Here is a 24641-nt window from a genome sequence, read left to right as displayed (position 1 = left end):
AGGATATTCCATGACTACCGATCAGCCGATTGATGTTGCGATTATCGGTGGCGGCCCTGCGGGCTATGCTGCGGCCATTTATGCGGCGCGCTCCAACCTAACGACGACCGTGATTGAACAGGGCATGTCGGGCGGACAGATCGCCACGACCAATGAAGTCGAGAACTATCCGGGCATTCCGCTCTTGAGTGGCGCCGAACTCGGCGAGCGTTTTCAGCAGCATGCAGAGGGCCTGGGAGCGCAGGTCGCATGGAGCATGGTTACGGGTATCGATTACGATGCCGATGCAGCGCTGTTTACGGTGCATCACGATATGGGCGATACGCTTGCCTCGAGCGTTATCGCTTGCATGGGTGCCACGCCGCGTCCGGCAGGTTTCGCTGGCGAGGATACCTATCGCGGTCGTGGCGTTTCATATTGCGCAACATGTGACGGCATGTTCTTCCGCGGCAAACAGGTCTTTGTAATCGGTGGTGGCAATTCGGCATGCGAAGAGGCACTGTTCCTGTCAGACATTGCCAGCAGTGTGACCATCGTGCTGCGCCGCGACCAGTTCCGTGCGCCTGATGGTGTTGTTCAGAAAGTACTCGAAAAGGACAATATTACAGTTAGGTACCAAACTAGTATTGTGGAGCTCTCGGGCGAAGCCATGCCAACGACGATCGCCTTTAAGGACAATTCATCCGGGGAAATTCATACCAAGTCATTTGAGCCTGGCTCGTTTGGCATCTTTGTCTTTACCGGGACGCAACCCCATACCGAGCTTGTTGAGCATCTTGTCGATCTGGCGCCTGATGGCGGCATTTTGACTGATGAATCCATGGCGACCCGCACGCCAGGTCTATTTGCTGCTGGCGATATCCGTTCCAAGCGCTTACGTCAGGTTGTGACCGCCGTTTCTGACGGAGCCATAGCAGCAACGAGCGCATACGCGTTTCTACGCGGATAAGTACGATAATATATCTTATGTAAGGTTGCTATCTTTAAAACAAAGTGGTTGGACGGTGCATCAATGTGCTGTCCAACCACTTTTACTTGCCGGCTATATGGTATGCAAAACTAGATAACCTAGAATACAATATAGCTAATGAACGGAGGATTCTTATGAACCACGCCAAACGCGTTATCCCGATGTCCGATACATCGGTCAGCATTAAGCCTGAGGATATTCAGCCCACTGTGCTGCCCGATGCATTTATTCAGTCCGATATCGTGCGCAAACTTAATACGTTGAGTCTGCCGCGCTATAACCAGTTGCCCAATGTGACGCTCTACCGCGACCAGGTTATTGAGTATGTTGCGCTGTGGATGGAGCCGCTGTCCATTTGCGTTGAGCAGCCTGTCATTACGCCATCGATGATCAATAACTACGTAAAGGTTGGCCTGGTGCCTGCTCCGGTCAAAAAGCAATATGGCCGCGAGCAGATTGCCCGCCTGATCGCTATCTGCATCTTTAAGCAGGTGCTACCTATTGCTGCGGTGCAGGCACTCTTTAACATTCAGCGATTGAGCTACGATGCCCCGACGGCCTTTGATTATGTGGTCGATCAGCTCGAGGCATCGATTCGTGCGGCGTTTTCCGTCGAGCAGACGCCGGTTCCCGATACGGCGCATCAGGTAACGCGTGAGTCGCTGCTTGTGCGCAGCGCGGTTTCATCCTTTGTTTTGAAGGCTTACTTGATGAGCTATCTCAAGTTCAACGGGTTTAATAGCTAGCCGACGTATAAAACGGGCGGGACAAAGAGCCATCTGTCGCTTTGTCCCGCCCGTTTTTTTGCTTGGTTGGACTTTATTTGCCCGAAGCTACGCCCATGCCGTAGCCGATGATCAGGCCGTGCATCTCGGCGTAATAGGAATCCAGGCCGTTGCAGGGCATGATGATGGTCTTGGAGCCGGGCCAATGTTCGACTATGCGATCAGTAAGCGCCTGGGCTCCAGCTTCGTTCTCAACGTGATCGATGATGACCTCACCGCCCGTAAAGCCCTCGGCTTCCATAGTGTCGATGATCTTGTTGAGCATCTTCTTTTCGCCACGCGTGTGCCCGACGAGTTCGATTTTACCGGCCTCACTCGCCGTGCCCAAAATGCGGATATTGAGCTTGTTGGCAATGACGCCGGCTGCCTTAGGGATACGTCCGGCTTTGGCGAGGTTTTCGTAATTGCACAAACTGAAGAGGATTTTGCTGTTCTGTTCAAGGCTATCGAAGTATGCGCAAGCATCCTCGAATGAGACATTCGGATTGCTTGCAAGATAGCGGTCGAACAGCAAGAAAATGAGGTCCATTTTGCCGCCAGCTGCGCGTGAATTGACTAGATGAATCTGTCGGTCGGGCTCCTCGGCAAGAACCATATCGCGAGCCGTGGCTGCCGCGTTGTAGCTGCCCGACACGCCCTCAGAGATCGGCATGCAGATGGTCTTGTCTGCCAATTTGAAGAGCTCGGCCCACTCCCCCACGCTGGGACAAGCGCTCGAAGAGGCATTCGTCTCCGCCTGAACAGCGCAGTTGAGCTCATGAACATCGAGCGAAAGGTCATCGACGAATTCACGCTCCCCCACTCGAATTTTGAGGGGCGCAAATGCAAAGGTGGTATGGGGTGCGATCGGTTGCCAATCGCGGAGGTTGCAGCTTGAATCGGAGATAAGTGCCCAGCTCATAGAGGGTCCTTTCTAATCGTTCCCATTCAATTATAGCCATCTTGCAGACCGATTGGGCCGCTATCTAGTATTCAAAACTAGATAGCGGACTGCACTAAAGGCAAAAGAATGGACCCCATGACTCAAAGCCACGAGGTCCATATCCGTTTGCTTTATCTGAATACTTAGTAGCGCACGAAAATGTAGTTGTTGTTCATGCCGGCGGCAACGGAGCTGATGATAACACCCGTGTTGTAGTCGGAAGCATGAATCATCTGACCACCACCGATGTAAATGCCGGTGTGGTACGAGTTGACCACAACGTCACCGGGCTGCGGATCAGACACACGCGTCCAGCCCATAAAGGTGCCCGTGGTGCCCAGGCGGCAATAGCGACCAGTGAGGCAATAGCTAACAAAACCAGAGCAGTCGAAACTGTTCGGGCCAATTCCGCCCCAGGAATAGGCGCAACCAAGCTTGCTGTATGCACGCGAGACAACAGAACCGCCATCGACGGACTGGCTCGGAGCAGAAGGCGTCGGAGCCGGGGCAGGCGTGGAGGGCTGCGGTGTCGGAGCAGGTGCCGGCGTAGGAGCCGGAGTGTTGCCGCCCTGGTTGTTGTTATTGCTGGTCTGGCCACCGTTGTTGGTGTTCTCGGTCGCACCGGCAGTCTCGTTGCTCACCGTGGCCTTTTCGGCGGTACTGGCGTTGATGCCGGCCTGCAGCGCGGCGTTGGCCTCGGCCTCAGCGGCAAGCTCAGCCTGCAGCTGTGAATCCAGAGAGTTTACGACGTTCTGTGCTTCAGCCTGCTGGGCGTTAAGCTCGTCGACCTTCTTTTGCGTGGTGGCGACGTTCTTTTCCTGCTCGGCCTGCTTATCGGTGAGCTGCTGTTTGAGCTCCTTGACCTCTTGAATGGTCTGAGCCTGCTTATCGGAAACTTTGCCGTAGTAGAACAGACGGTTGAGCATATCGCTCAGGTCATCGACGCCCGTCAGAACCTGAAGCAGGCTCAGACCGCCGGTTTTGTACTCGCCGGCGACATAGGTCGAGAGCTTGGCCTGACCATCGGCGATCTCCTGCTGCTTTTGCGTGATCTCGCCAGCAGTCTGATCGAGCGCCTGCGTCTGCGTGGCGAGTTCATCGTAAATCTGCTGGGTTTGGGTACCGATCTGCTCGAGCTTCGTACGAGCAGCGGCAAGGTCGGATGCGGTATCGGCGTAGGCAGGAGCCGCGAGGCCCAAGCCCAAAACACAAGCGAGGGTTGCCGTAGCAGCGCAGCGTGCCATGTTTTTGTGCGTGTTTGCTGTGCGCATGTAGCTTCCTTTCCAGTAACTAAGGGTAACGGCTAGTCCACCGTCACCAGGCTAAAGAGCTCCACATCGTCATCAGACGGCGTGAGCTTCTCGCGCGGGTTGAGAAACGCAAGCTCAAGGATACAACCATAACCGACAAGCTTTGCGCCCATATCTCGCACCAGTTTACCTGTTGCCTCGACGGTTCCGCCCGTCGCGACCAAGTCGTCCAGAATCAACACGGTATCTTTAGAGCTGATAGCGTCGGCATGGATCTCAATTGAATCGGTGCCGTACTCGAGCTCGTAGCTCTGGCTCACGGTCTCGCGCGGCAGCTTTCCCGGTTTACGTGCGGGAACAAAGCCGGCGCCAAGGGCTACAGCCACCGGTACGCCAACCATAAAGCCGCGAGCCTCGGGACCCACGACCTTGGTGATTCCCATGCCGGCAAAGTGCTCGGCGAGGGCATCGGTCATGGCTTTGAGAGCCTCGGGATTGCCAAAGAGCGGCGTGATGTCCTTAAATACGACTCCGGGTTCGGGATAGTCGGGAATATCGACGATATGAGATTCGAAGTCATACATGGCGTGACCTTTCATGGATTGCCGAAATTTCAGCAGCGGTTATTTGCCCGCGGTGGCGGCGCCGGATTGCGACGGGGCGACGACTTTGAGCGGCTTTACGAGAGAATCCTCGTGCGAAACCGGCGCGGCTGGCTCTTCGTTTTTGGCCTTGGTGGACTCGGAACGCGTGATTTCCTCATCGAGTGCATCGATGTCGGCGTCCTCGACCACGGCGTTGAGCGACTCAAAAACGCGGTTCTTGAGCAGCGCGGTGTGCACGCCCTCCGTCAGGTCGTGAAGCTTCTTAAACGCACGCTCGAGCTTGGCGTCGCGCTCGTCATCGGAGGTATCCATTCCGAGCATGCTCACGAGCACCTGCTCAAACATCGAGGACTCGCGGTTGGCGGAAGACACGTACTGACGCAGGTTGCGTGGCTCGATATGGAAGCGCGACAGCTCGGAGCAGTAACGGATGATCGGGAAATCTCGGCCATCGACGAGCTCACGATTCTGCGGACTCTTGATGATGCGAATGAGGTCGTTCTCAGCGAGCGAGCGGATAAACGAAATCTCGACGCCCAGCATATCGGGAATGGTCTCGATGGGATGCAGCTTTTGCTTAGTCTCCTTGGGCTCCGTCTTGAGCGGAACATCGGACAGCAAGCCCACCTCGTAGGCGAGCGTTGACAGGTCCGTGGCGTTTTCCAAGCGCTGCTTAATCACGTTGAGTGGCATATAGCGGGTCTTCTGCAGGTGCAGAATGACCTCCAGGCGATCAACGTCCTCCTTGGAGTACTGACGGTATCCCTTTGGCGTACGATGAGGGGTAATGAGCCCCTCATCCTCTAGAAATCTAATTTTTGAGTTCGAAAGATCGGGGTATGCGCCTCGAAGTAGGTTGACGACTTGGCCGATACTCAGATAGTTGCGTTCGGCCATGCCCTACTCACCGGTTTCGATGCGCTCCGGCGTGCTCTCGTGGTAGATGAGCGTAAACGTACCAATCTGGACGGAAGAACCGTCGTGCAGCGGGGCTGCATTGACGATGGCACCGTCGACCCAGGTGCCATTGAGCGAGCCCAAGTCCTCGATGCGAGCGCCGAGGCCCTCGCGAATAATGCGCGCGTGGCTGCGCGAAACGGTCATGTCATTGAGGAAGATGCCGTTCGCAGGATCGCGGCCGATGGTGGTCACGTCGTCCTCGAGTTCAAAAGCGGCACCAGTCTGCGGACCCTTGACGATGGACAGAACGGGGGCGGTGATGCGCACGTTGGCCATGAGGTCGGGAACGGTGACGTCGCTTGAAGGAACGCGGAATACGCAGGTAGCGTCCGCGGTCTTATCATTCTGAGGCATATTGTTAACCATGTTGTCCATGACAACCCCTAACTTATCGCGGACCTGCCGCAAATAATGAACCGTACGTAATCATACCCCAACGAATCAGTCTTCGATTTCAGGGTTCAGAAAGTCGATGTCCTCGTCCTCGGGATGCGCGAGAGCCTGTTTAATGGCCGCTCCGCCCTTAATGGAGTAGATGACAGCCGTGAGCATGGAGAAGATCACGCCGCCGTACACAAAGAAGATGCCGAGGGGCACCGAGCTTCCGTTGAGGCCCGGGAAGGCCGTAAGGGATGAAGGTAAAAGATGCAGGCCGTCAATAACGGGGAAACCGAGCAGCATGAGCGAGAAACCAGTCATGAGCAGCGCTGTGGCAATCTTTCCGGGGAAGACGACATCGATGGGGCGACGGTGATAATGACGCACGATAAGCGTGCCGATGCCCAGATAGATGTCGCGGCCAATAATGAGCACGCAGACCCAGATGGGTAGCTCTCCGCGGACCACCAGTCCCAAGACGCCGGTGAACAGCAGCGCACGGTCGCAGATGGGATCCATGACCTTGCCGAGCCATGAGACCGTCTTAGTCATGCGGGCGATCTGGCCGTCCATCCAGTCGGTGGAGGCGGCAACGGCGTAGATAACAATGGCGATGACGCGGTTGTTGTCCGTCACAAACAGGTACAGAAATACCAGGGTGAGGATCAGGCGCGTAAAGGTGATGAAATTGGAGATCGTAAAGATCTTATTCGACGGGTAATCGGAAGTGCCGATAAGCTCCTTTTTGATCTTCTTTTTGATGCCCACAGGACTCCCCCGCTGGTTAACGACAAAACTTTCGATACTATACCCGTTCCGGCGATGTCTATCCAGCGTAAGCATAGAGAGTCCAGACATGTGGAGGGCGCTTTTAGGCGGCGGGGATTTCGCATTCGTGTACATCAGCCTCCAAACATGTCGAAAAATGTCGATTTTGGTGGCTGATGTACACGTTTTGATTCGGTGATTACATCGAGCGGGAACGTTGTTGCTTTAAGCAAAATAATCATGGTGATTAAAACAAAAAAGGTCAGGCACTAGGTGCCTGACCTGCAAACTTCTGGTCGGGACGACTGGATTCGAACCAGCGACCCCTTGACCCCCAGTCAAGTGCGCTACCAAGCTGCGCCACGTCCCGAAGCTTTTGTTTGTTGCTCTGCTCTCGCTCGCAACAGGGAGTATATTAACCCGAAACTTTGTCCTTGTGCAAGAACTTTTTTACAAATTTTGAAGCAAGTCCAAAATTGTATCTGCGAGCTGGGGCTTTGTTAGTACGGGAAGTTCTTGCGTACCCGCTGTACTCACGATCCAGGCCTTGTTGGTATCGGTTCCAAATCCCGAATCGGCGCGCGAGACATCGTTGGCGATAATGGCATCGCAACCCTTGCGGGCGAGCTTTCGCTGCGCGTACTCCACGACGTTATCGGTCTCGGCCGCAAAGCCGATCACGCACCGCTCCCCCTTTTGGCGCGAAAGCTCGGCCAAGATATCGACCGTCTCGACCAGTTCGATGCGATCCAGGCGCTCGTTAGCCTTTTTGAGCTTATGGTCGGCAGGGGCTGCGGGGGTGTAGTCGGCGACGGCTGCGGCACAAATGGCCGCATCGGCCGTCTGAAAGGCGCCCAGAGCCACCTGCAGCATTTCAGCGGCGGTTTGCACGCGTACGCATTCCACGCCGTGGGGAACATCGAGCGATGTCGGTCCCAGCACAAGCGTTACCGCAGCACCGCGGCGAGCGGCCTCCCCCGCCAGGGCGATGCCCATCTTGCCCGACGACCGGTTGCCGATGAAGCGCACAGGGTCGATCGGTTCGTGCGTGGGGCCGGCGGTAATCACGATGCGCTTGCCCGCAAGGTCCTGGGGCACGGGGTTCAGCACCTTGCAGACGGCCTCGACGATGTCCTCGGGCTCGCTCATGCGTCCCGTGTCCACGTCGCCGCAGGCAAGGTAGCCGTTACCGGGTCCCACCACATGGACGCCACGGTCGCGCAATGTGGCCATATTGGCCTGCGTCGCCGGCGCCTTCCACATGCCGTTGTTCATAGCGGGTGCGATCACGATGGGTCGCGGCGTGGCAAGCAGCGTGGTGGAGATGAGGTCATCGGCGATACCGTTTGCCATCTTGGCGATGATATTGGCCGTCGCGGGCGCCACGACCACCAGATCGGGCTCCTGCGCCAGCGAAATATGGTGGATGGGGTCGGAGGGGTCGTCGAACAGGCCTACGGCGACCGGTTCGTTGGTGAGCGCACGGAAGGTAAGTGGTCCCACAAACTCGGTGGCATGCTCGCTCATAACGACCTTGACGCGCGCGCCGCGCTTTTGCAGCAGGCGCACGATATTGCACGACTTATAGGCGGCGATCCCGCCGGTAATGCCCAGCAGGATCGTTTTTCCCTCAAGTTGCATTGAATTGTTGGATGCCGCCGTCATTTAGGCTTCCTTGCTGGGAAGCACCAGCAGACGGTGGCAATACGGGCAGTGCGCGATCTCGCTACCGTCGTGGTTGAGGTCGCTCATGGACGATGCCTGCAGTGCGGTGTGGCAGATGGTGGGAATGTTGCCCTTGATGGTCTCGACGGCCAGGCCGCGGAACTGCTTGAGCAGGCGCTCGTAGTCGGTGAGCACGTCGGTCGGCAGCGTGGCAGCCAGCGCAGTGCGCTCCTTGGTGGCGGCGTCAATCTGTGCCTGGAGGCCGGCGGCCTTGGCACGGGCGGCCTTGGTGTCGGCCTTCACGCCATCCTCGAACTTGGCGATGATGGCCTGCGCGCGAGCCTCGCGGTCGAGCGCCTCCTTATGGGCGATGACGACGTCCTTGCGGGTATGCTCGATCTTGTCCAGACGCTTGGCCAGGGTGGCGAGCTCGTTCTCCAGGTCCTGAACCTCGCGGTAGTCAGAGCCATCAACGTGGCGCTTCTTGGCGGCCTCGATGGCGTTATTGGTCTGGATCTCGGTGGTGTTGAGATCGTCGAGCTCAATATCCAGGTCCTTGCGCTGGGCGTAGAGCTTGGTCATCTCGGCCTTGAGCTTAACGTAGGTCTTGCGCTTGGAAGCGAGCTCCTTGAGCTCCGGCATATTGGCAAGTTCGCTCTTGTTGCGGGCGAGCTCCAAATCGATCTGTTGCAGCTTGAGTAGCGTAGCGCCGGCGCTCATAAGTTCTCTCCTTTTGTCACAGTCCACCATTGGCAAGGGTTCAGTATTTTAATCGCATGACGGGGGTCGACCCCGGCGTCAACTGCAGAGTTCATCAATATATCAACGAACGGCTCCTCGGAGCGGTCATGGCCGAGCAAAACCACTGGCAGCCCGCGCAAGGCAAGGTCTTGCGCCACGTGGTAGCCCGCCTCGCCCGTCACGATGACATCCGCACAGGCGGCGATGGCAAGCTCTCCGAAGTCGCCCAAGGAGCCGCCCAAAATGGCAACGGTGCGGCACAGGTGATCGGCTTCACCCCATACACGTGGATCACTTCCGAAGGCCGTGGCGGCGCGTGCGGCAAGGTTGCGCAGGCTGCAGGGGTCGTGGAGGGTCGCGAGTGCGCCCAGACCGGTGAGCTCAGGCTCGTCCACATGCTCCAGCGAGCTCATGGGCTCAGCGCCCAGCAACTCACTCAGGCGAACGCGTGCCTCGTGCGAGCGGTCCAGGTTGGTGTGAAGCGAGATGATGCTCACGCCGCAACGGGCTGCCTCATACAGTGCAGCGCTGCACTGGGGACGCGACGCATCCGCCGGACAAAACGCCTCGGGCGCCTTGATGTAGACGGGATGATGCGTGAGCAACACGTTGGCTCCGGCTGCCAAGGCGCGGTGCACGTTGTCCCTGGTAGCGTCAAGCGCGCAGGCAACGCCGCGGATCTCGTCATCGGGGTCGCCAACGGATAAGCCTACGTGGTCCCAGGGTTCGGCGTCCGCCTTGGGATAGCGTGCAAGTAGGGCGCGCTCGAGTTCGGCGACAATCATGCGGCACCTACGATCGAGAGTAGCGTCTGGGCAAAGTCGTCCAGATCGGTCGGATTCACGCGGTCATCGAAAGAAATGCGCAGTGCGCCCAACGCCTGCTCGCGACCGATGCCCATCGCGCTCAAAACGTGGCTGGGGTCCATGCTGCCGCTCGAGCATGCCGAGCCTGCCGATACCTCAAAGCCGGCGGCGTCGAGCTTGATGATGAGCTCCTCGGAGTCCATGCCGTCAATATAGATCGATACCATGCCGGGCAGACGGTCGGCATGTGCGTAGTCGCCCATGGTGGCGTGAATGCGCGGGTGGGCCGTAAGCGTGGCGTAGAGCTTGTCGGAAAGGGCTTGCAGCTTCTCGCGCTCCTGGGCCACATGGGGCGCGAGCGTGCGGGCGGCAGCGGCAAAGGCCAGCTGCGTGCGCAGGTCCTGCGTGCCGGCGCGACGTCCGGCTTCCTGTCCGCCGCCAAAGATGCGGGGGCGCAGCGGCGTGCGGGTCTTAACGTAGAGCGCGCCGGATGCCACAGGACCGCCAATTTTGTGTGCGGCAACGGACATGGCATCGACGCCCAACTCGGTGGCATCGAGCGGAATGTGCAGATAGCCCTGGATGGCGTCGGTGTGGAACAGGGCGCCCTCGGTATGCGCGGCCGTGGCTAGCTCGCGGATGGGCTGCACCACGCCTGTCTCGTTGTTGGCGGCCATGATGCTCACGAGCGCGACGTCGTCGCCGAGCAGCTCGATGAGCGCGGTAGGCTCAATATAACCCGCACGGCAGGGCTGCACCAGGTCGACGGTAAAGCCGGCAGCACGCAGCAGCGGCAGGTTGTCCAGAATCGAATCGTGCTCGATGGCAGATACGATTACGCGGTTACGCTTACGGTCGCGCTGACGGGCGCCCTCGGCAAGTCCGAGGAGCGCCAGCTGGTTTGCCTCGGTACCGCCGTTGGTCAAGATGATCTCGGACGGACGGACGCGCTCGCCAAAGCTGCGGGCAATCTCACGACGCGCGACTTCAAGGCGCGCAGCGGCCTTGCGGCCGAGCGAATGCAGCGAGTTGGGGTTGACGCCGGCAAGCTCGCTGTCGTCGTATTCGCGCTGCGCAAGGCGCGCCTCGGCGCGCATGGGCGTCGAGGCGGCATAGTCAAGATTCACGGGTATGCGGTTTTGACCTGCGGTCATAAGGGTTTATGCCTCCTGTGCGGCCTCGTTGCCCAGTTTCTGCAGCAGCGCAACCTCGGCAGCGGGATCTTCTGACTTAAATACGGCGGAGCCGGCTACGAGCACGTTGGCACCGGCCTTGACGACCTCGGCGATGTTTTTGGAAGAGATGCCGCCGTCGACCTCGATCATGGGCGACACGCCGTGGCGCTCGCACATGGCCTTGAGCTCGTGGAGCTTGGCGATGGTGCCCGGGATAAAGCTCTGGCCGCCAAAGCCGGGGTTCACGCTCATCAGCAGCACCATATCGACGACGTCGATGATGCTCTCGAGTACGCACACGGGGGTGGCGGGGTTGAGCACCACGCCGGCCTTGACGCCGCGCTGCTGCAGATGGGTAAGCGTGCGGTGCAGGTGCGTGGAAGCCTCGTAGTGCACGGTGATCATGTCGGCACCGGCGTCGGCGTACCAATCGACGGTCTCGTCGGGGTTCGACACCATCAGGTGCGCGTCGACCGGTACATCGGTGGAGCGCTTGACGGCCTTGAGGATGTCAACGCCAAAGGTGAGGTTGCCGGTAAAGTGACCGTCCATCACGTCGAAGTGCACAAAGTCGGCACCGGCGATCTTGTCGAGCTCGCCCTTGAGGTTGGCCATATCGGCCGAGAGGACGGACGGAGCGATTTTGATGGAACCCATGGTAGTAGCCTTTCTGCGCTAGTCGGTGAGTCCGTAGAACTCCTGCGATGGGACGCGGTCGGTAAGGATCTCGAGCGCCCTATCCAAAGTAACACCGTTGTAGAGCGTTTGCTCCACGGCAAAGGTGAGCGGAATGTCTACGTCCAGTGAACGGGCGAGCTCGCTGACGCTGCGGGCCGCGACGGCGCCCTCGACCACCATATGCGTGCGGGCCTGGTACTCGTCGAGCGACACGCCGTGGGCAAACTCGTAGCCAAAGGTGCGGTTGCGCGAATGTTCCGAGGTGCAGGTGGCGATGAGATCACCCATACCGGCTAACCCCATGCAGGTCATAGCCTGGCCGCCTCGGGCGTGCACCAGGCGGCTGATCTCGGCCAGGCCGCGCGTCATGATAAGGGCGAGCGTGTTGTCACCCGCGCCGGAGCCGGCGGAAATGCCGCACACGATGGCGATGACATTCTTCATGGCGCCGCAAACCTCGACGCCGGTCATGTCCTGCGACAGGTAGATGCGGAAGGCCGTGGACAGGAGTAATTCCTTAAAGGTCTCCCCTACCTGCGCATCTTCGCTGGCGATGACGGCGGCAGAAAGTCCGCCGCGGCAGATCTCCTCGGCATGGTTGGGGCCCGAGAGTGCCGCCACGCGCGCATCGTTGCCGATCTCGCTGGCAATGACCTCGCTCATGAGCAGGCCGGACTCGGGCTCAATACCCTTGGTGAGGCAGAGCACCGGGGTGTCGGCGGCGATACAGGGTGCCGCCTGATGGCATACGCTGCGTAGGTGCGTGGAGGGCACGGCAAAGATAATGACGTCGGCGCCGTTGAGCGCCTGCGCCAGGTCCGTCGTGGCGACGACGTTGCCGGGCAGCTCACATCCCACCAGATACCGGGGGTTACGGTGCTCGCCATTGATGCCGGAGGCCGTCTGCTCGCTATGGGCCCACATGGTCACGCGCTCGGCTCGCGCGGCGGCAAGACCGGCGACGGCGGTTCCCCAAGAGCCGGAGCCAATCAGCGCAACATTCATGACTCTCTCCTACTTATCGTCGGGCTCGGTGACACGCTTGGTAAACGAGAGCTTGGACTCCTTACCGGCCATGAGCTTTTTGATGTTCGCGCGATGGGCCCACACCACATTGATGCCGATCAGCGCCATGCAAAACTTGAGACCCAGGCTGCCGTACGGAAAGACCGCGCAGACGGCGATGGGAAGACCGATGGCCGCGGCAAGCGAGCCCACCGACACAAACTTGGTGATGGCGACGGCCACGATAAACATGCCCAGCAGCGAAAGCCCAATGGGCCAGTACCAGGCGAGGATGACGCCCAAGCCCACGGCGATACCCTTGCCACCATGGAAATTGAGGTAGGGCGAGAAGATGTGGCCCCACACGGCTGCCAGGCAAATGACGCCGAGCATCCAATCGCCGGGGGCTCCAGGCGCCATGATGCTCACAGGGAAGCCATAGCCCACGCCCGCGATAAGCGGACGGGCGATAAGAACGCAGATAGCGCCCTTAAGACAGTCGAGCAGCAGCGTGAGTGCGGCCACCTTGGGGCCAGCCACGCGCAGGGCGTTGGTGGTGCCGATGTTGCCAGAGCCCGCCTTGCGAATATCGGTGTGGTTGAACACGCGGCCCAGGATTAAGCCAAACGGAATCGCTCCGATAAAGAACGAGACCACGGCGCAGATGGCGGTCAGCAGAATCGGATTATGCATCCTTTTGCTCCTTCTTCCTAAAGAAGAGTCGAATGGGCGTGCCGGAAAAATCGAAGGTCGAGCGCATACGGTTTTCCACGTAGCGCTGATAGGTGTCGTTGACCAGGTCGCTGTGGTTGACGAAGAACGTAAACGTCGGCGGGTTGACGCCCGTTTGGGTCACGTAGTGCATGCGCAGGCGACGCTTGCCGTCCACCACGGTGTGGCCAAACTCGCGCAGGTCGGTGAGGAACGTGTTGAGGCGCGAGGTGCTGATCTTTTGCGAGCGCGTCTTCTCGGCTGCGTCGACCATCGCCCAGATCTTCTCGACGCTGCGACCGGTCAGGGCCGAGATGCGCAGGTACTGAGCCCAGGGAGCCATAACACCCAGACGGCGGTCGACGGTCTCCATGCAGGCCTCACGCTTGCGGTCGTCGTCGAGCAGGTCCCACTTGTTGAGCAGCACCACGATGGCGCAGCCGCGCTCGATGGCCAAGCCCATGACCTTCTGATCCTGCTCGGTGACGCCCACGGAGGCGTCGACGACGAGCAGCGCCACGTCGGCGCGGTCGATGGCGCGCAGGCCGCGGACCATGGAGTAGTACTCGATGTTCTCGTACACGGTGCTCTTCTTGCGAATACCCGCGGTGTCGACCATGCGGTAGTGCTTGCCGTCGCGCTCGACGACGGTGTCGATGGCATCGCGCGTGGTGCCGGCGATGTTGGACACGATGGAGCGGTCGGCGCCCAGGATTCGGTTGAACAGCGAGGACTTACCGGCGTTGGGGCGGCCGATGATGGCCACGTTCAGCGCATCGGGGAACTCGTCGGCGACCTCGTCCTCCTCCTCGGGCAACAGGGCCACGATGTCGTCGAGCAGGTCGCCCGTGCCGTGGCCGTGCAGGGCCGAGAGCGGCGTGGGCTCGCCGATGCCGAGCGAATAGAACTCCCAGATGTTGTCATTCTCGCGATCGGGGTTGTCGAGCTTGTTCACCAGCAGAAAGACCGGCTTGTCGCAGCGCTTGAGCATGCGGGCGACCGACTCGTCCTCCTCGGTGACGCCGGTGCGACCGTCGACCACAAACAGGATGACGGCGGCTTCCTCGGCGGCGGCAAGGGCCTGGTCGCGGATGGACGTGGCAAAGACGTCGTCGCTCTTAAGCGGCTCAATACCGCCCGTGTCGACGATGGTGAACTCGCGGCCGTTCCAATCGGCCGTGTGATACGAGCGGTCGCGCGTGACGCCGCGAGACTCGTGGACGATGGCGTCCGAGGTCTGGGCCAGGCGGTTAACGAGCGTGGACTTGCCCACGTTGGGGCGTCCGACGACGGCGACGATAGGTTTCATCTGCTCTCCTTTAATGGATAGGGTCAGCGGGAATAGTTGAATTGGCGGGCGTTATGCCAAGGATGTGCTCCAGGGTATCGAGCAGCTCATGCGGCATGGTCGACACCACATGAACCTCGGCGCCGCGACTGGTAAGGCTTGCGAGTAAATCGTCACGATGATACTCGTCAAGCGTCATGCCGTCAGCGTTGAACATGAGCTTAGGCACAAAGAGCATAACCCCCGACAGGTCTTTCGGCAGCTGCTCAAGGATATCGCTGGCGACGATGAGGCCGGTCACGTCCACGTTACCGCCAAAGTAGCGGTTTTTGATGGCCGTGACGGTGCCGGAAAGGCCCTGTGGAGACTCCACGAAGCGGGCCACGGTATCGCGTGCGCTGACGCCCGAAAGACATACCAGGCGCTGGTCGCGGGCGGTCATAGCCTTGCGAACGCGTGCCAGACGCTCGGCGTCGGCGGCAAGGACATCGTCGGTCTCGTCCAGATAGGAGCGGATCATGCCGATGCCGTCGTAGTACTGCGGGTAGCCGTCGTAAAAGTCTGCCTCGGGCGGCTCGATGCCGGCGTCCAGATAGAACTCGTCGCTCATCTGGAAGGTATGGCGGCCAAATCGCTCGAAGGCACGGTCCTGGAAGGGCCGGATCATGGCGATGGTCTCGCGCGCCAGCTCGGGCTTGTCGCTGTAGGACCACGTAAAGCGGTTCTGATGCTTGGTAAAGCCCAGTGGCACAATGCCCAGGCTCGTGATCTGTTCGTGCTCCTCGCAAAAGCGCAGAGTCTTCAGCAGTTCCTCGCCGTCGTTCATGCCGGGGCACAAAACGATCTGCGCATGGATTTCGATACCGGCGGCCATGATGGCCTCGAGCACATCCATGCCGCGCTGGGCGTTGCGGCCCATCATCCGGCGGCGGACATCGGGGCTCACGGCGTGGACCGACACGTTCATGGGGCTCATGTTACGGTCGATGACGTTTTGCACGTCCTCGTCGGTGAGGTTGGTCAGCGTGACGAAGTTGCCCTGCAAAAAGCTCAGGCGATAGTCGTCGTCGCGGATGTAGAGCGTGGAGCGCCCGCCCTTGGGCAGCATCGTCATAAAGCAGAACACACAGGCGTTTACGCAGGTACGCATGCCGTCGAAGATGGGGCCATCGAACTCAAGGCCCCAGTCCTCGCCGGGAAAGCGATCGAGCTCGACGGGGGTGACGGTACCGTCGCGCGGATCGAATACCTCCAGCTCGACGGTGTCGTCGTCTGCCTCCCAGAGCCACACGATCATATCGGTCAGCTGCTCGCCGTTGACCGCAAGCACGCGCATGCCCGGCTCGATACCCACATCCCATGCGGGCGATTCGGGACGCACGTTTTTAACGAGCGCGCCCTCACCCGGCTCGGGGTCGCGGCTGCGCCCGTAATCGGCCACCTCGGCGGCGTATGCGGGTACGGTCTGGTCCATGATTAGCGGCAAAGCTCCTTGATGCGCTCGACGGCGCGCTCGATGTGTTCTTGCGGGGTGGAGGCTCCGGCGGTGATGCCAATGTGGTGAGCGTCGGTAAACCATGCGGCCTCGATTTCGGACGCCTCCTCGATGTGATGCGTGCGCTCGCAGACGTCGGCGCAAATCTGCGCCAGGCGGCGGGTGTTGCCCGAGTTCTTGCCGCCCACCACGACCATGCAGTCGCAGCGGTTGGCAAGTGCGGCTGCTGCCTGTTGACGCTCACTCGTGGCGGCGCAGATGGTGTTGATCACGCGCAGTTCCTGCACGCGCGGGGTGATGGAGGCCACAACCTCGGCCAGGTTCTGCGCGGTTTGGGTGGTCTGCACAACCAGGCCTACCTTGCCCTTGAGCGGCAGCTCGTCCGCATCGGCGGCGCAGCTCACGACCTGCGCGTCATCGCCGGCATGGCCCAGGATGCCCTCAACCTCGGGGTGCCCCGGCTCGCCCACGACTATCACGCGGTAGCCCTCGCGTACCAAGCGCTCGGCGGCCACGTGGACCTTCTTGACGTAGGGGCAGGTGGCATCGACTACGTCGAGGCCGCACTCGCGAGCGGCGTCAATGACCTGCGGCACCACACCGTGGGCGCGGATAATCACGGTGCCCGACGTGGCGTCGTCTAAGGTGTCGGCCAGACCCACGCCTGCCTCGGCGAGCTCGCGTACCACGATGGGGTTATGGATGAGCGGGCCCAGCGTATGGACCTGAGCGCTCTCCCCTGCCTGCGGCGCGGCGGCCAGCGCCATGTCGAGCGCGCGCTGCACGCCGTAGCAGGTGCCGGCGTGGGCGGCGATTTCGATGGTGGGGGCGTCTGCCTTGCCGAGCACGGCCTCGGCGGTGTTCATGACTTCCTCGCCCATGGCTAGAGCCTACCCGGGTGCTCGGCGCATAGGTCGTCGCGCATGGCGTAGACGCGACTCATGGCCTCGGACTCAAACCAAGCCAGGCGCTCCTTGCGCTTGAGCTCGGCCGGTGCATCGGATAGCGAGATGGCCTTGCCGGCACGGATCCAGCACTTTTTGGGGCGCATGATCTTTTTGCCCGCAGGCGTAATATCGGACCACCCGCAGATGGCGAGCGGGTTGACGGGCGCCTTACCCATCTGGGCGATGAGCGCAAAGCCGCCATGGACCTCGGGCTTGATCTCGCGCGAGCGGATGCGCGTGCCCTCGGGGAAGATCAAGACGTCCTCGCCGCGCTGCAGCGCATGCTGGGCGGCGCGCAGGCACTTCATGTCGGCGGTGCCGCGCTCGACGGGAATGCCGCCCACGCGGCTAAAGGCCCAGCGCACGATCTTGCTCTTGGCAAACTCGGACTTAAAAATGGGGCGAATGCGTCGGCCGCCAAAGAACAACGCCGTCTCCACGGCCAGCAACTCGGCCATCGAGGTGTGGTTGCAGATGACCACGCTGCCGCGGCCTTCCTGGCGCTCGAATAGCAGGTCGGCGTCCTCGACCTTCCAGCGCCACATGAGCTTGGAGAAGACCCACAGGATGCCCATGACCACGGCGACGGTGCCGCGGATGAGCGCCGGGAACTCGGCGTAGGGGGCGTTGTAGTAATCCTCGGGCGTCTGCTTAAACAGGCGCATGGGCTACCTCCTTTGGTTGATGAGGTCCTCGATGATCGAGACGACCTCGTCGATGGTGTGGGCGGTGGAGTCGACGTGTACCGCGTCCTCGGCGGGAACGAGCGGCGCGACCTCGCGGCTGCTGTCGAGCTTATCGCGTTGCTTGAGGGCATGGAGGGTCTCGTCGACCTCGGCCTCGAGCTGCTCGGTTGTGAGCGGCTGGGCGTCGTTTTGGTGGCGCTGCAGCACGCGGCGACGGGCGCGCTCGCGCGGGTCGGCGGTCAGAAAGACCTTGACCTGCGCGTTGGGGAACACGACGGTGCCGATGTCGCGACCTTCGGCGACAATGTCGCGGTCCTCGGCGGCGCGGCGCTGGTGGATGAGCATGGCCGCGCGCACGCCCGGGTAGGCCGAGACCTTGGACACGTTGGCGTCGACCTGCGGGGTGCGGATGGCGGCCGAGGCGTCCTTGCCGTCGATGGTCAGGCGCGTGTCCTCGCCGGTGCCGTTGGTAAAGCGAATCTCGATCTGCTCGGCGAGGGCGTCGATGGCCGCCTCGTCGTCCAGGTCGATGCCGCGGTCGAGCGCGGCGAAGGTGACGGCGCGGTACATAGCGCCCGTGTCGAGCTTGTTAAAGCCCAGCTGGCGGGCAATCTCCTTGGCGATGGTGGACTTGCCGGATCCGGCGGGGCCGTCGATGGCGACGATCATGCAATGCTTCCTTTCGGTGGTTGACGTGCTGGTATGGGACGCGGGCGCTGCGGCTTGGCGGGTTGACTAGCTCGTGTAGCGCTCGCGGTAGGTGTTGCGCTTGGGCGCGGAGCCGTGGCTGCCGTGGTGACGCGTGCGGCTGGCGGGCGTGTCCTGGGGCTTGCCGCTGCCGCGCTTGGGGCTGGCCTGCTTAGGCGGGATGCCGCCGGCCTTGAGGATCTGCACCTCGCGGTCGGTGAGTTCGCGCCACGACCCCTTGGCCACGTCCTTGAGCTCCAGGCCGGCAAAGTTACAGCGGTGCAGACGGATCACCGGGTGGTGAATCTTGCTCAGCATGCGCTTGACCTGGTTCTTGCGGCCCTCGCGGATGATGACTTCCACGGCAGTGGTGCCGGGCTTGATGCCCTGCGGGGCCACTTCTTCGGCCTCGCGCGCGTTGATGACACGGCAGATCGCCGGCTGGCACAGACCGTCGTCGAGCTCGATGCCGCGACGCAGCGGCGCAAGATCGTGGTCGGACAGTTCGCCGTCCACCAGCGCCTGGTAGGTCTTGTAGACGTGCTTGCTGGGGTGCAGTAGGTCTTGCGACAGGTCTCCGTCGGTGGTAAAGAGCAGAAGGCCCGTGGTGTCGCGGTCAAGACGACCCACCGGAAAGAGCCCCGGAAAGCGGTCGCGCGGGACCAGATCGGCCACGCAAGGGCGCTCCTGTGGATCGCTCATGGTGGTGAGGTAGCCGGTCGGCTTATAGAGCATCAGGTACACGGCGCCCTGGTTGAGCTTGACGGGCATGCCGTCGACCTCGATATGGTCGCGGTCGACATCGACTTTGGTGCCCAGCTCGGTCGCGATCTGGCCGTTGACGGTCACGCGGCCGGCGGTCATCAGGTCCTCCGAGCCACGGCGGCTCGCCACGCCCGCGCGCGCCAAAAAGCGCTGCAGGCGCATGGTGTGCGGGTAGACGGGCTGGACGTCGCCTGCGGGCGTTGTGGCGCCCGTGGCGCCGACGGTGTGCGTCTCCCCTGCTTCGTTAGTCCTCGTCATGTAAATCCTCCGAGGGGTCGTCGACGACCAGGGTCTCCAAGTCCTCGACTGCCTCAACATCTTCAACATCGGTATCGAGCAGTTCGCGCTCTTCGTCCAGGTCTTCGGCCTGCTCCTCGAGCGTGGACTGAATACTGCGGCCGCTCAGGCGCTCGCGGATAAACTGACGCGACTGCTCGTCGGGGGCAAACTGCTCCAGATCGGGCAGATCACGGGTGGAGCGCAGGCCGAATTTTTCCAAGAAGGCGTTGGTCGTGCCGTAGATGATGGCTTGACCGCGCTGGGGGTCGCGGCCGAGCTCACGCACCAGGCCCTTGTCGACGAGTGACGCAATGACGCCGTCGGAATTGACGCCACGGATGCCCTTGACCACCTCGCGCGTCACAGGCTGGTGGTATGCGATGACGGCCAGGGTTTCGAGCGCCGCTTGCGACAGCTTTTGCGTGTCCCAGCTCAGCACGTAGGCCTCGACCACGTCGTGGTAGGCGGGGTGAGTAAACAGGCGCCAGCCGCCGGCGACCTCGCGCAGCTGAAAGCCGCGGTTGGCCTCCTCATACTCAACCTTGAGCTCGGCGAGCAGCGACGCGCATTCGCCCGGGGCGATATCCAACGCACCTGCCAGCGCGGGTGCGCTCACGGGGTCGCTCGACACCAGCAGCAGCGCCTCGAGGGCGCCTTTGAGGCTGTTTGCCTCCAGCGTGGAAAGGGTTGACATGGTTGCGGCTCCTATTCGGTGAGCTCGGGGCCCTCGCCGGGCACATAGGCCTCGGCGCCCTCGACGCGGTTGATGCGGATGGTTCCAAAGATCTCGTCCTGGCTCAGCGTGAGCGAGCCGCGCTTGGCGAGCTCAAGCATAGCTAGGAAGGTGACGACGAGCTGCTCGGTGGTGGCATCGCCGTCCAGTAGCTCGCGGAAGGTGCAGGTTTGGTGCGTCATGGTAAAGCGGTCGACTGAGGCCACGGTCAAGTCGAGCGGTACGCGATGCGGCGCCACGTGCTCGGCCTCGAGCAGGAAGGTCTGTCGCTTGCCATCCAGGTCGGCGCAGATGACGGCGAGGCCGCGCAGAGTAATGCCGGCCAGGTAGTCGGGCATAAGGCCAAGGAACTCAGGATCGGGGCCGGCCACACGCGGGTGCATGCGGCTTTCGGCCTGCATGCGGGCACCGAGGGCCGCAGCCGCGCCTTTAAACTGCTTGTAGGCGATCAGGCGCTGGATCAGGACCTCACGCAGCGCGTCGCCGTCAAGCGTGCTGAGCTCCTCGAGGTCATCGTCGTCCTCGTCATCGTCGTCTGCCTTGCGCGGGGCCTCCTGGGGTACCAGTGAGGCAGCCTTGATGTCCAAAAGGGTTGCCGCGACCAGCAAAAAGTCGCTCGCCACGTCCAGGTCCATCGCCTCGATGCGCTCGGCCTCGGCAAGGTATTGCTCGGCCACCTCGCTGATCGAGATGGCGCTGATATCAACTTTTTGGCGGGTTACCAGCTGCAGCAGCAGGTCGAACGGTCCGCTGTAGACCTGCGTCGACACGCGATACGACATCTTCGACCTCCTTTGACGGCGCCTTCGCGGCGCGGTTTGGGTGCAGTTTGCGACCATTTTGCACGGTCGACCTGTAAGTTTACCTTAGATGCCGGCGATTGCGAAGTTGAGCAGCCACTCGGCCAGCGGATACACGGTAACGTCGAAATACCGTCCGATAACGTCGATGCCGGTCCACATGGGCAGCAGGTACAGCACAATGATAAGGATCGGCATGGCGTATTGCTGCAGACGGTAGTAGTTGGCGAGAGCCTTGCCTTTGAGGAACGGGACGATAATCGACGAGCCGTCGAGCGGGGGGATCGGGATGAGGTTGAAGAACGCGAGCGACAGGTTGACCACGATAAACGTGGCACCGAAGTTCATGATTTGTGACGCCACGGCAAAGGACATGCTGGCGTAGAGGTTGCCATAGGTCAGGCGCATGAGGGCGGCAGCAAGACACGCGAGTGCGATGTTCGATGCGGGGCCGGCTACGCTCACCAGGACCTCGTCGCGCTTGGGGTGCTTGAGGTTGTTGAGGTAGACGGGTACGGGTTTGGCGAAGGCGAACACCGGGCCACCGGCTGCGAGCATGAGCAGCGGCAGGATGATGGTGCCAAACGGGTCGATATGGTTGAGCGGGTTGAGCGAGACGCGGCCGCGCGAGCGAGCCGTTTTGTCGCCGAGCGCCCAGGCTGCGGCGGCGTGCGCGCTCTCGTGGATCACGATGCCAACGATGACGGCAACGGCACTGGCGAGCAGGTTCATGATGTAGCTGCTGGACATAACGCTCCCCTAGCGGACGCGGCGCGAGGCGCGCGTGAGCAGGTAGTCAATTACAAACAGGATCACAGCGACGATAGCATAATCCAGGCGGAACACACCGCCAAAAGGCGACGTGATGACGCCGTAGCCGGCGATGGCGCTCGGCAGTGCACGCGAAAGCTCAACGACAAAGCCAACGATCTGCAGCTTGGCGGTGAGGCCGCTAAAGCACAGCAGCACGGTCATCGCGCTCATAAAAATGCCGCAGATGCGACAGGCGATGGCGATGATGCTCATCGCCACGGCAGCGGCCTTACGAGAGTTCACGCGCGGTCTCCTCTTCGATCTGGGTGGAAAGCTCCAGCCATTCGTCCTCGAGCTTGGGCAGCTCTTGCTTAAGGCCGTTATATTCCCCCAGCGCGGCGTTGAACTTGTCTTGATCGGCATAAAGCTCTTCGCTTGCCATCAATTCCATAAGCTCGTCATAGCGGGCGCGCTTTTTGTCGAGCTCCGTCTCGATCTTCTTGAGCTGGTTACGCACGCCCTTGAGCTTTTTGTTGAGCGCGGCTCGGGCCTGGGCCTCGGCGCGCTTTTGCTCCTTGGTCTTTTTGCCTTCGGCCGGTTTGGGAGCGGCGGCGGGCGCATCGGGCTGGGCCGCGGTGACCTTAGCGGACTTGGTCGCGGCCGGTGCACTCTCCCCTGCCACCTCGGCGGCGGCGCGGGCTGCGAGGTCCTCGCGCTTGTAGAGGTAGTAGTCGTAGTCGCCGTCATAGACCGTGACCTTACCGTCGCGGATGTCGATGATGCGGTTGGCCACGGCGCGTACCAGGTGCTCGTCGTGGCTGATCAGCACGATGGTGCCGGGGAAGTTTTGCAGGGCGTTCTCGAGCATATCCACCGAGTCGATGTCCAGGTGGTTGGTGGGCTCGTCCAGGCACAGGAGCGCCTCGGGGGCCACAAGCATCTTGGCCAGTGCCAGACGCGCCTTTTCGCCGCCGGAGAGGACGCGGACCTGCTTCTCGATGGAATCGTTGTCGCTAAACAGGAAGGCGCCCAGCAGGCTGCGCTGCTGCGGCACGGTCCACTTGGGCGTGACGGTGTCGATCTCTTGCAGGACGGTGTTGGACTCGGTCATGCCCTCGAGCGCGTGCTGGGCGTAATAGGCCACGCCCACGTTGGTGCCCAGGTCGCGGGTACCGGTGGTGGGCGGCTCCAGGCCGGCGATGATCTTCATGAGGGTGGACTTGCCGGCGCCGTTAGGTCCGACGAGCGCCACGTGCTCGCCGCGGTAGAGTTTGAGGTCGATGTCGCTGTAGACGTGCTTTTTGCCGTAGGACTTGGAGATGCCCTCCAGGCCCACGACCATGTCGCCGGAGCGCGGCGGATCGGGGAACTTAAAGTCGATGTGCTTGTGGCCCTCGGGCAGGATGACGAGCTCCTTTTTGATCTGCTCGATCTTTCGGATGCGCTCCTGAGCCTGCGCTGCCTTGGTGGGCTTGTAGCGGAACTTGTCGACGAAGACCTGCATGTGGGCGATGTCGCGCTCCTGGGCGGCGCGCTTGGCGCGCATCTGCTCAAGGTTGTCCTCGCGCTGCTTGAGGTAGCTGCTGTAGTTGCCGGTGTAGGTGGTCACGCGACGGTTTTCGAGAGCAGCGACGTGGTCGACGCAGGCGTCCATGAAAGCGCGGTCGTGGCTGACGATGAGGACGGCGCCGTCGTAGTTGGCGATAAAGCCGCGCAGCCACTGGACGCTCTCGAGGTCCAGGTGGTTGGTGGGCTCGTCCAGGAGCAGCAGGTCGGGGTGGCGCAGGAAGAGCTTGGCCAGCGCGATGCGCATCTGCCAGCCGCCCGAGAACTCGGAGCACGGGCGCTCAAAGTCGGTGACCTTAAAGCCCAAGCCGGACAGGATCTTGCGGGCGTTGCTCTCGAGCTCGTAGCCGCCCAGGTGCTCAAAGCGGTCCTGGACCTGGCCGTACTCGTTGAGGAGGGCGTCGACGTCCTTGCCCTGCTCGGAGAGTTCGGTGATCTGGGCCTGCAGCTCGTTGGCGCGCTCGCCCATACGGCGGATTTCCTTGGCGGCGGCCATGACCTCGGCAAGGATGGTGGTGTCCTTTTGCTCCAGGTTGGTTTCCTGCTCTAGGTAGCCCACCTGGCAGTCCTTGGCGTACTGGACCTGGCCGGCGTCGGGGCTGTCGATGCCCATGATGATCTTGAGCATGGTGGTTTTGCCGGCGCCGTTGGGTCCCACGAGCGCGAAGCGCTCGCCGGGGTTGATCTGGAAGGACGCGCCGCTAAAGAGGACGCGCGCGCCGAAGCTTTTTTCGATCTTGTCGACCAGGAGGATCATGGTGCCGCCTTTGACCTTGTGTTCCTATATGAAAAAAGGCCCCAACTTGCGTTGGAGCCTCATTCAATGCTCGGGTGGAGACGAGGGGGATCGAACCCCTGACCTCTTGACTGCCAGTCAAGCGCTCTCCCAGCTGAGCTACGCCCCCGTGCGAAGAAGTACTATACGGGAACTCCCCCGCCGATGCAAGGACAATTTTGGAAAAACTTTCCGGAGGCGCGGGCGCCGCTGGGACGAGAGCGCGGCGCGGACTCGAGGGCAAGGGACCCGCGATGCCGGATCCGGCCCGCGGGGCGCGCGCCGCAGGCGGCGGCGCTGCCGCCGCCCTCCTCCCCGGCGCCCCCAGGGCATCTCGGGTTCCGCCGCTCGCCGGTTTTCGCTTCCACCCCACGGGCCGCCATCCGCCCAACGACCATCCCGCCGGCGCCGGGCCCATTATCGGGGCCAATCGCGCTCCCGCCGACCC

Annotated in this window: 26 protein-coding genes and 2 tRNA genes; 2 read left to right on the top strand and 26 right to left on the bottom strand. The window is 61.4% G+C overall.

The features are described from left to right. Positions 1-10 precede the first annotated feature (10 nt). Positions 11-949 carry an FAD-dependent oxidoreductase gene (locus AAA069_RS02820; RefSeq protein WP_349127508.1) on the top strand — a complete coding sequence of 313 codons (939 nt, stop codon included), beginning with the start codon at positions 11-13 and terminating at the stop codon, positions 947-949. A gap of 155 nt (positions 950-1104) precedes the next feature. After that, the gene (locus AAA069_RS02815) at positions 1105-1716 is read left to right on the top strand and encodes a DUF1836 domain-containing protein (protein WP_349127507.1); all 612 of its coding nucleotides are present in this window, start codon (positions 1105-1107) and stop codon (positions 1714-1716) included. 73 nt (positions 1717-1789) lie between these two features. On the opposite strand, the gene AAA069_RS02810 is transcribed toward AAA069_RS02815, so the two are convergent. The 26 genes from AAA069_RS02810 to AAA069_RS02685 all read right to left on the bottom strand — a co-directional run bounded on the left by AAA069_RS02810 (position 1790) and on the right by AAA069_RS02685 (position 24323). After that, complete coding sequence (locus AAA069_RS02810) at positions 1790-2656, bottom strand: DegV family protein (protein WP_195503849.1); 867 nt, start codon at positions 2654-2656, stop codon at positions 1790-1792. Positions 2657-2820: 164 nt separating this feature from the next. Then, positions 2821-3948, bottom strand: a complete 1128-nt coding sequence (locus AAA069_RS02805; protein ID WP_138374201.1) for an NlpC/P60 family protein — start codon at positions 3946-3948, stop codon at positions 2821-2823. A gap of 32 nt (positions 3949-3980) precedes the next feature. Next, positions 3981-4511, bottom strand: a complete 531-nt coding sequence (locus AAA069_RS02800; RefSeq protein ID WP_195362049.1) for an adenine phosphoribosyltransferase — start codon at positions 4509-4511, stop codon at positions 3981-3983. A gap of 39 nt (positions 4512-4550) precedes the next feature. Next, entirely contained in the window at positions 4551-5429 is an 879-nt protein-coding gene (locus tag AAA069_RS02795) for a MerR family transcriptional regulator (RefSeq protein WP_148346656.1), read from the bottom strand. 3 nt (positions 5430-5432) lie between these two features. Beyond that, positions 5433-5867, bottom strand: a complete 435-nt coding sequence (locus AAA069_RS02790) for an FHA domain-containing protein (RefSeq protein WP_006236002.1) — start codon at positions 5865-5867, stop codon at positions 5433-5435. 66 nt (positions 5868-5933) lie between these two features. Next, positions 5934-6638: a CDP-alcohol phosphatidyltransferase family protein gene (locus AAA069_RS02785; protein WP_227790831.1), complete on the bottom strand. Its 705-nt coding sequence runs from the start codon at positions 6636-6638 to the stop codon at positions 5934-5936. 293 nt (positions 6639-6931) lie between these two features. Beyond that, positions 6932-7008, bottom strand: a tRNA-Pro gene (locus tag AAA069_RS02780). An 80-nt stretch (positions 7009-7088) separates the two neighbouring features. Then, positions 7089-8303, bottom strand: a complete 1215-nt coding sequence (gene coaBC / locus AAA069_RS02775; protein ID WP_349127506.1) for a bifunctional phosphopantothenoylcysteine decarboxylase/phosphopantothenate--cysteine ligase CoaBC — start codon at positions 8301-8303, stop codon at positions 7089-7091. Beyond that, positions 8304-9023 (bottom strand): hypothetical protein, encoded by a 720-nt coding sequence (locus tag AAA069_RS02770; protein ID WP_349127505.1) that lies wholly within the window; start codon positions 9021-9023, stop codon positions 8304-8306. Further along, positions 9020-9829 (bottom strand): Nif3-like dinuclear metal center hexameric protein, encoded by an 810-nt coding sequence (locus AAA069_RS02765; RefSeq protein ID WP_349127504.1) that lies wholly within the window; start codon positions 9827-9829, stop codon positions 9020-9022. Before AAA069_RS02765 ends, AAA069_RS02770 begins: the two co-directional genes overlap by 4 nt. Beyond that, complete coding sequence (locus AAA069_RS02760; protein ID WP_349127503.1) at positions 9826-11004, bottom strand: cysteine desulfurase family protein; 1179 nt, start codon at positions 11002-11004, stop codon at positions 9826-9828. The genes AAA069_RS02765 and AAA069_RS02760 overlap by 4 nt, the downstream gene beginning before the upstream one ends. 6 nt (positions 11005-11010) lie before the next feature. Beyond that, positions 11011-11682 carry a ribulose-phosphate 3-epimerase gene (gene rpe / locus AAA069_RS02755; RefSeq protein ID WP_271758996.1) on the bottom strand — a complete coding sequence of 224 codons (672 nt, stop codon included), beginning with the start codon at positions 11680-11682 and terminating at the stop codon, positions 11011-11013. An 18-nt stretch (positions 11683-11700) separates the two neighbouring features. Further along, complete coding sequence (locus AAA069_RS02750) at positions 11701-12708, bottom strand: NAD(P)H-dependent glycerol-3-phosphate dehydrogenase (RefSeq protein ID WP_349127502.1); 1008 nt, start codon at positions 12706-12708, stop codon at positions 11701-11703. A gap of 9 nt (positions 12709-12717) precedes the next feature. Further along, a complete protein-coding gene (gene plsY / locus AAA069_RS02745) occupies positions 12718-13401 on the bottom strand; it encodes a glycerol-3-phosphate 1-O-acyltransferase PlsY (protein WP_349127501.1) in 684 nt (227 codons plus the stop codon). Continuing rightward, positions 13394-14728 (bottom strand): ribosome biogenesis GTPase Der, encoded by a 1335-nt coding sequence (gene der / locus AAA069_RS02740; RefSeq protein ID WP_349127500.1) that lies wholly within the window; start codon positions 14726-14728, stop codon positions 13394-13396. Before der ends, plsY begins: the two co-directional genes overlap by 8 nt. A 10-nt stretch (positions 14729-14738) precedes the next feature. Then, positions 14739-16181 (bottom strand): DUF512 domain-containing protein, encoded by a 1443-nt coding sequence (locus AAA069_RS02735; RefSeq protein ID WP_349127499.1) that lies wholly within the window; start codon positions 16179-16181, stop codon positions 14739-14741. Between the two features lie 2 nt (positions 16182-16183). After that, positions 16184-17083, bottom strand: a complete 900-nt coding sequence (locus tag AAA069_RS02730; protein ID WP_349127498.1) for a 4-hydroxy-3-methylbut-2-enyl diphosphate reductase — start codon at positions 17081-17083, stop codon at positions 16184-16186. A gap of 2 nt (positions 17084-17085) precedes the next feature. Next, the gene (locus AAA069_RS02725) at positions 17086-17814 is read right to left on the bottom strand and encodes a lysophospholipid acyltransferase family protein (RefSeq protein WP_349127497.1); all 729 of its coding nucleotides are present in this window, start codon (positions 17812-17814) and stop codon (positions 17086-17088) included. Positions 17815-17817: 3 nt separating this feature from the next. After that, positions 17818-18504 carry a (d)CMP kinase gene (cmk, locus tag AAA069_RS02720; protein ID WP_349127496.1) on the bottom strand — a complete coding sequence of 229 codons (687 nt, stop codon included), beginning with the start codon at positions 18502-18504 and terminating at the stop codon, positions 17818-17820. Between the two features lie 66 nt (positions 18505-18570). Further along, on the bottom strand, positions 18571-19545 hold the full coding sequence (locus AAA069_RS02715) for a pseudouridine synthase (RefSeq protein WP_349127495.1): 975 nt from the start codon (positions 19543-19545) through the stop codon (positions 18571-18573). Beyond that, a complete protein-coding gene (gene scpB / locus AAA069_RS02710) occupies positions 19532-20260 on the bottom strand; it encodes an SMC-Scp complex subunit ScpB (RefSeq protein ID WP_349127494.1) in 729 nt (242 codons plus the stop codon). The genes AAA069_RS02715 and scpB overlap by 14 nt, the downstream gene beginning before the upstream one ends. A gap of 11 nt (positions 20261-20271) precedes the next feature. Beyond that, positions 20272-21081: a segregation/condensation protein A gene (locus AAA069_RS02705; protein WP_349127493.1), complete on the bottom strand. Its 810-nt coding sequence runs from the start codon at positions 21079-21081 to the stop codon at positions 20272-20274. Between the two features lie 84 nt (positions 21082-21165). Next, entirely contained in the window at positions 21166-21849 is a 684-nt protein-coding gene (locus AAA069_RS02700) for a site-2 protease family protein (RefSeq protein ID WP_349127492.1), read from the bottom strand. A gap of 9 nt (positions 21850-21858) precedes the next feature. Next, the gene (locus AAA069_RS02695; RefSeq protein ID WP_168170409.1) at positions 21859-22155 is read right to left on the bottom strand and encodes a hypothetical protein; all 297 of its coding nucleotides are present in this window, start codon (positions 22153-22155) and stop codon (positions 21859-21861) included. Then, a complete protein-coding gene (locus AAA069_RS02690; RefSeq protein ID WP_349127491.1) occupies positions 22142-24175 on the bottom strand; it encodes an ABC-F family ATP-binding cassette domain-containing protein in 2034 nt (677 codons plus the stop codon). Before AAA069_RS02690 ends, AAA069_RS02695 begins: the two co-directional genes overlap by 14 nt. 75 nt (positions 24176-24250) lie before the next feature. Continuing rightward, positions 24251-24323: transfer RNA gene (locus AAA069_RS02685), tRNA-Ala, on the bottom strand. Positions 24324-24641: the final 318 nt, after the last annotated feature.

The sequence above is a fragment of the Collinsella sp. CLA-SR-H006 genome (assembly GCF_040097075.1).
Lineage (GTDB): Bacteria > Actinomycetota > Coriobacteriia > Coriobacteriales > Coriobacteriaceae > Collinsella.
The sequence above is the reverse complement of the archived record's forward strand: the minus strand, read 5'-3'. Positions and strand labels throughout refer to the sequence as shown.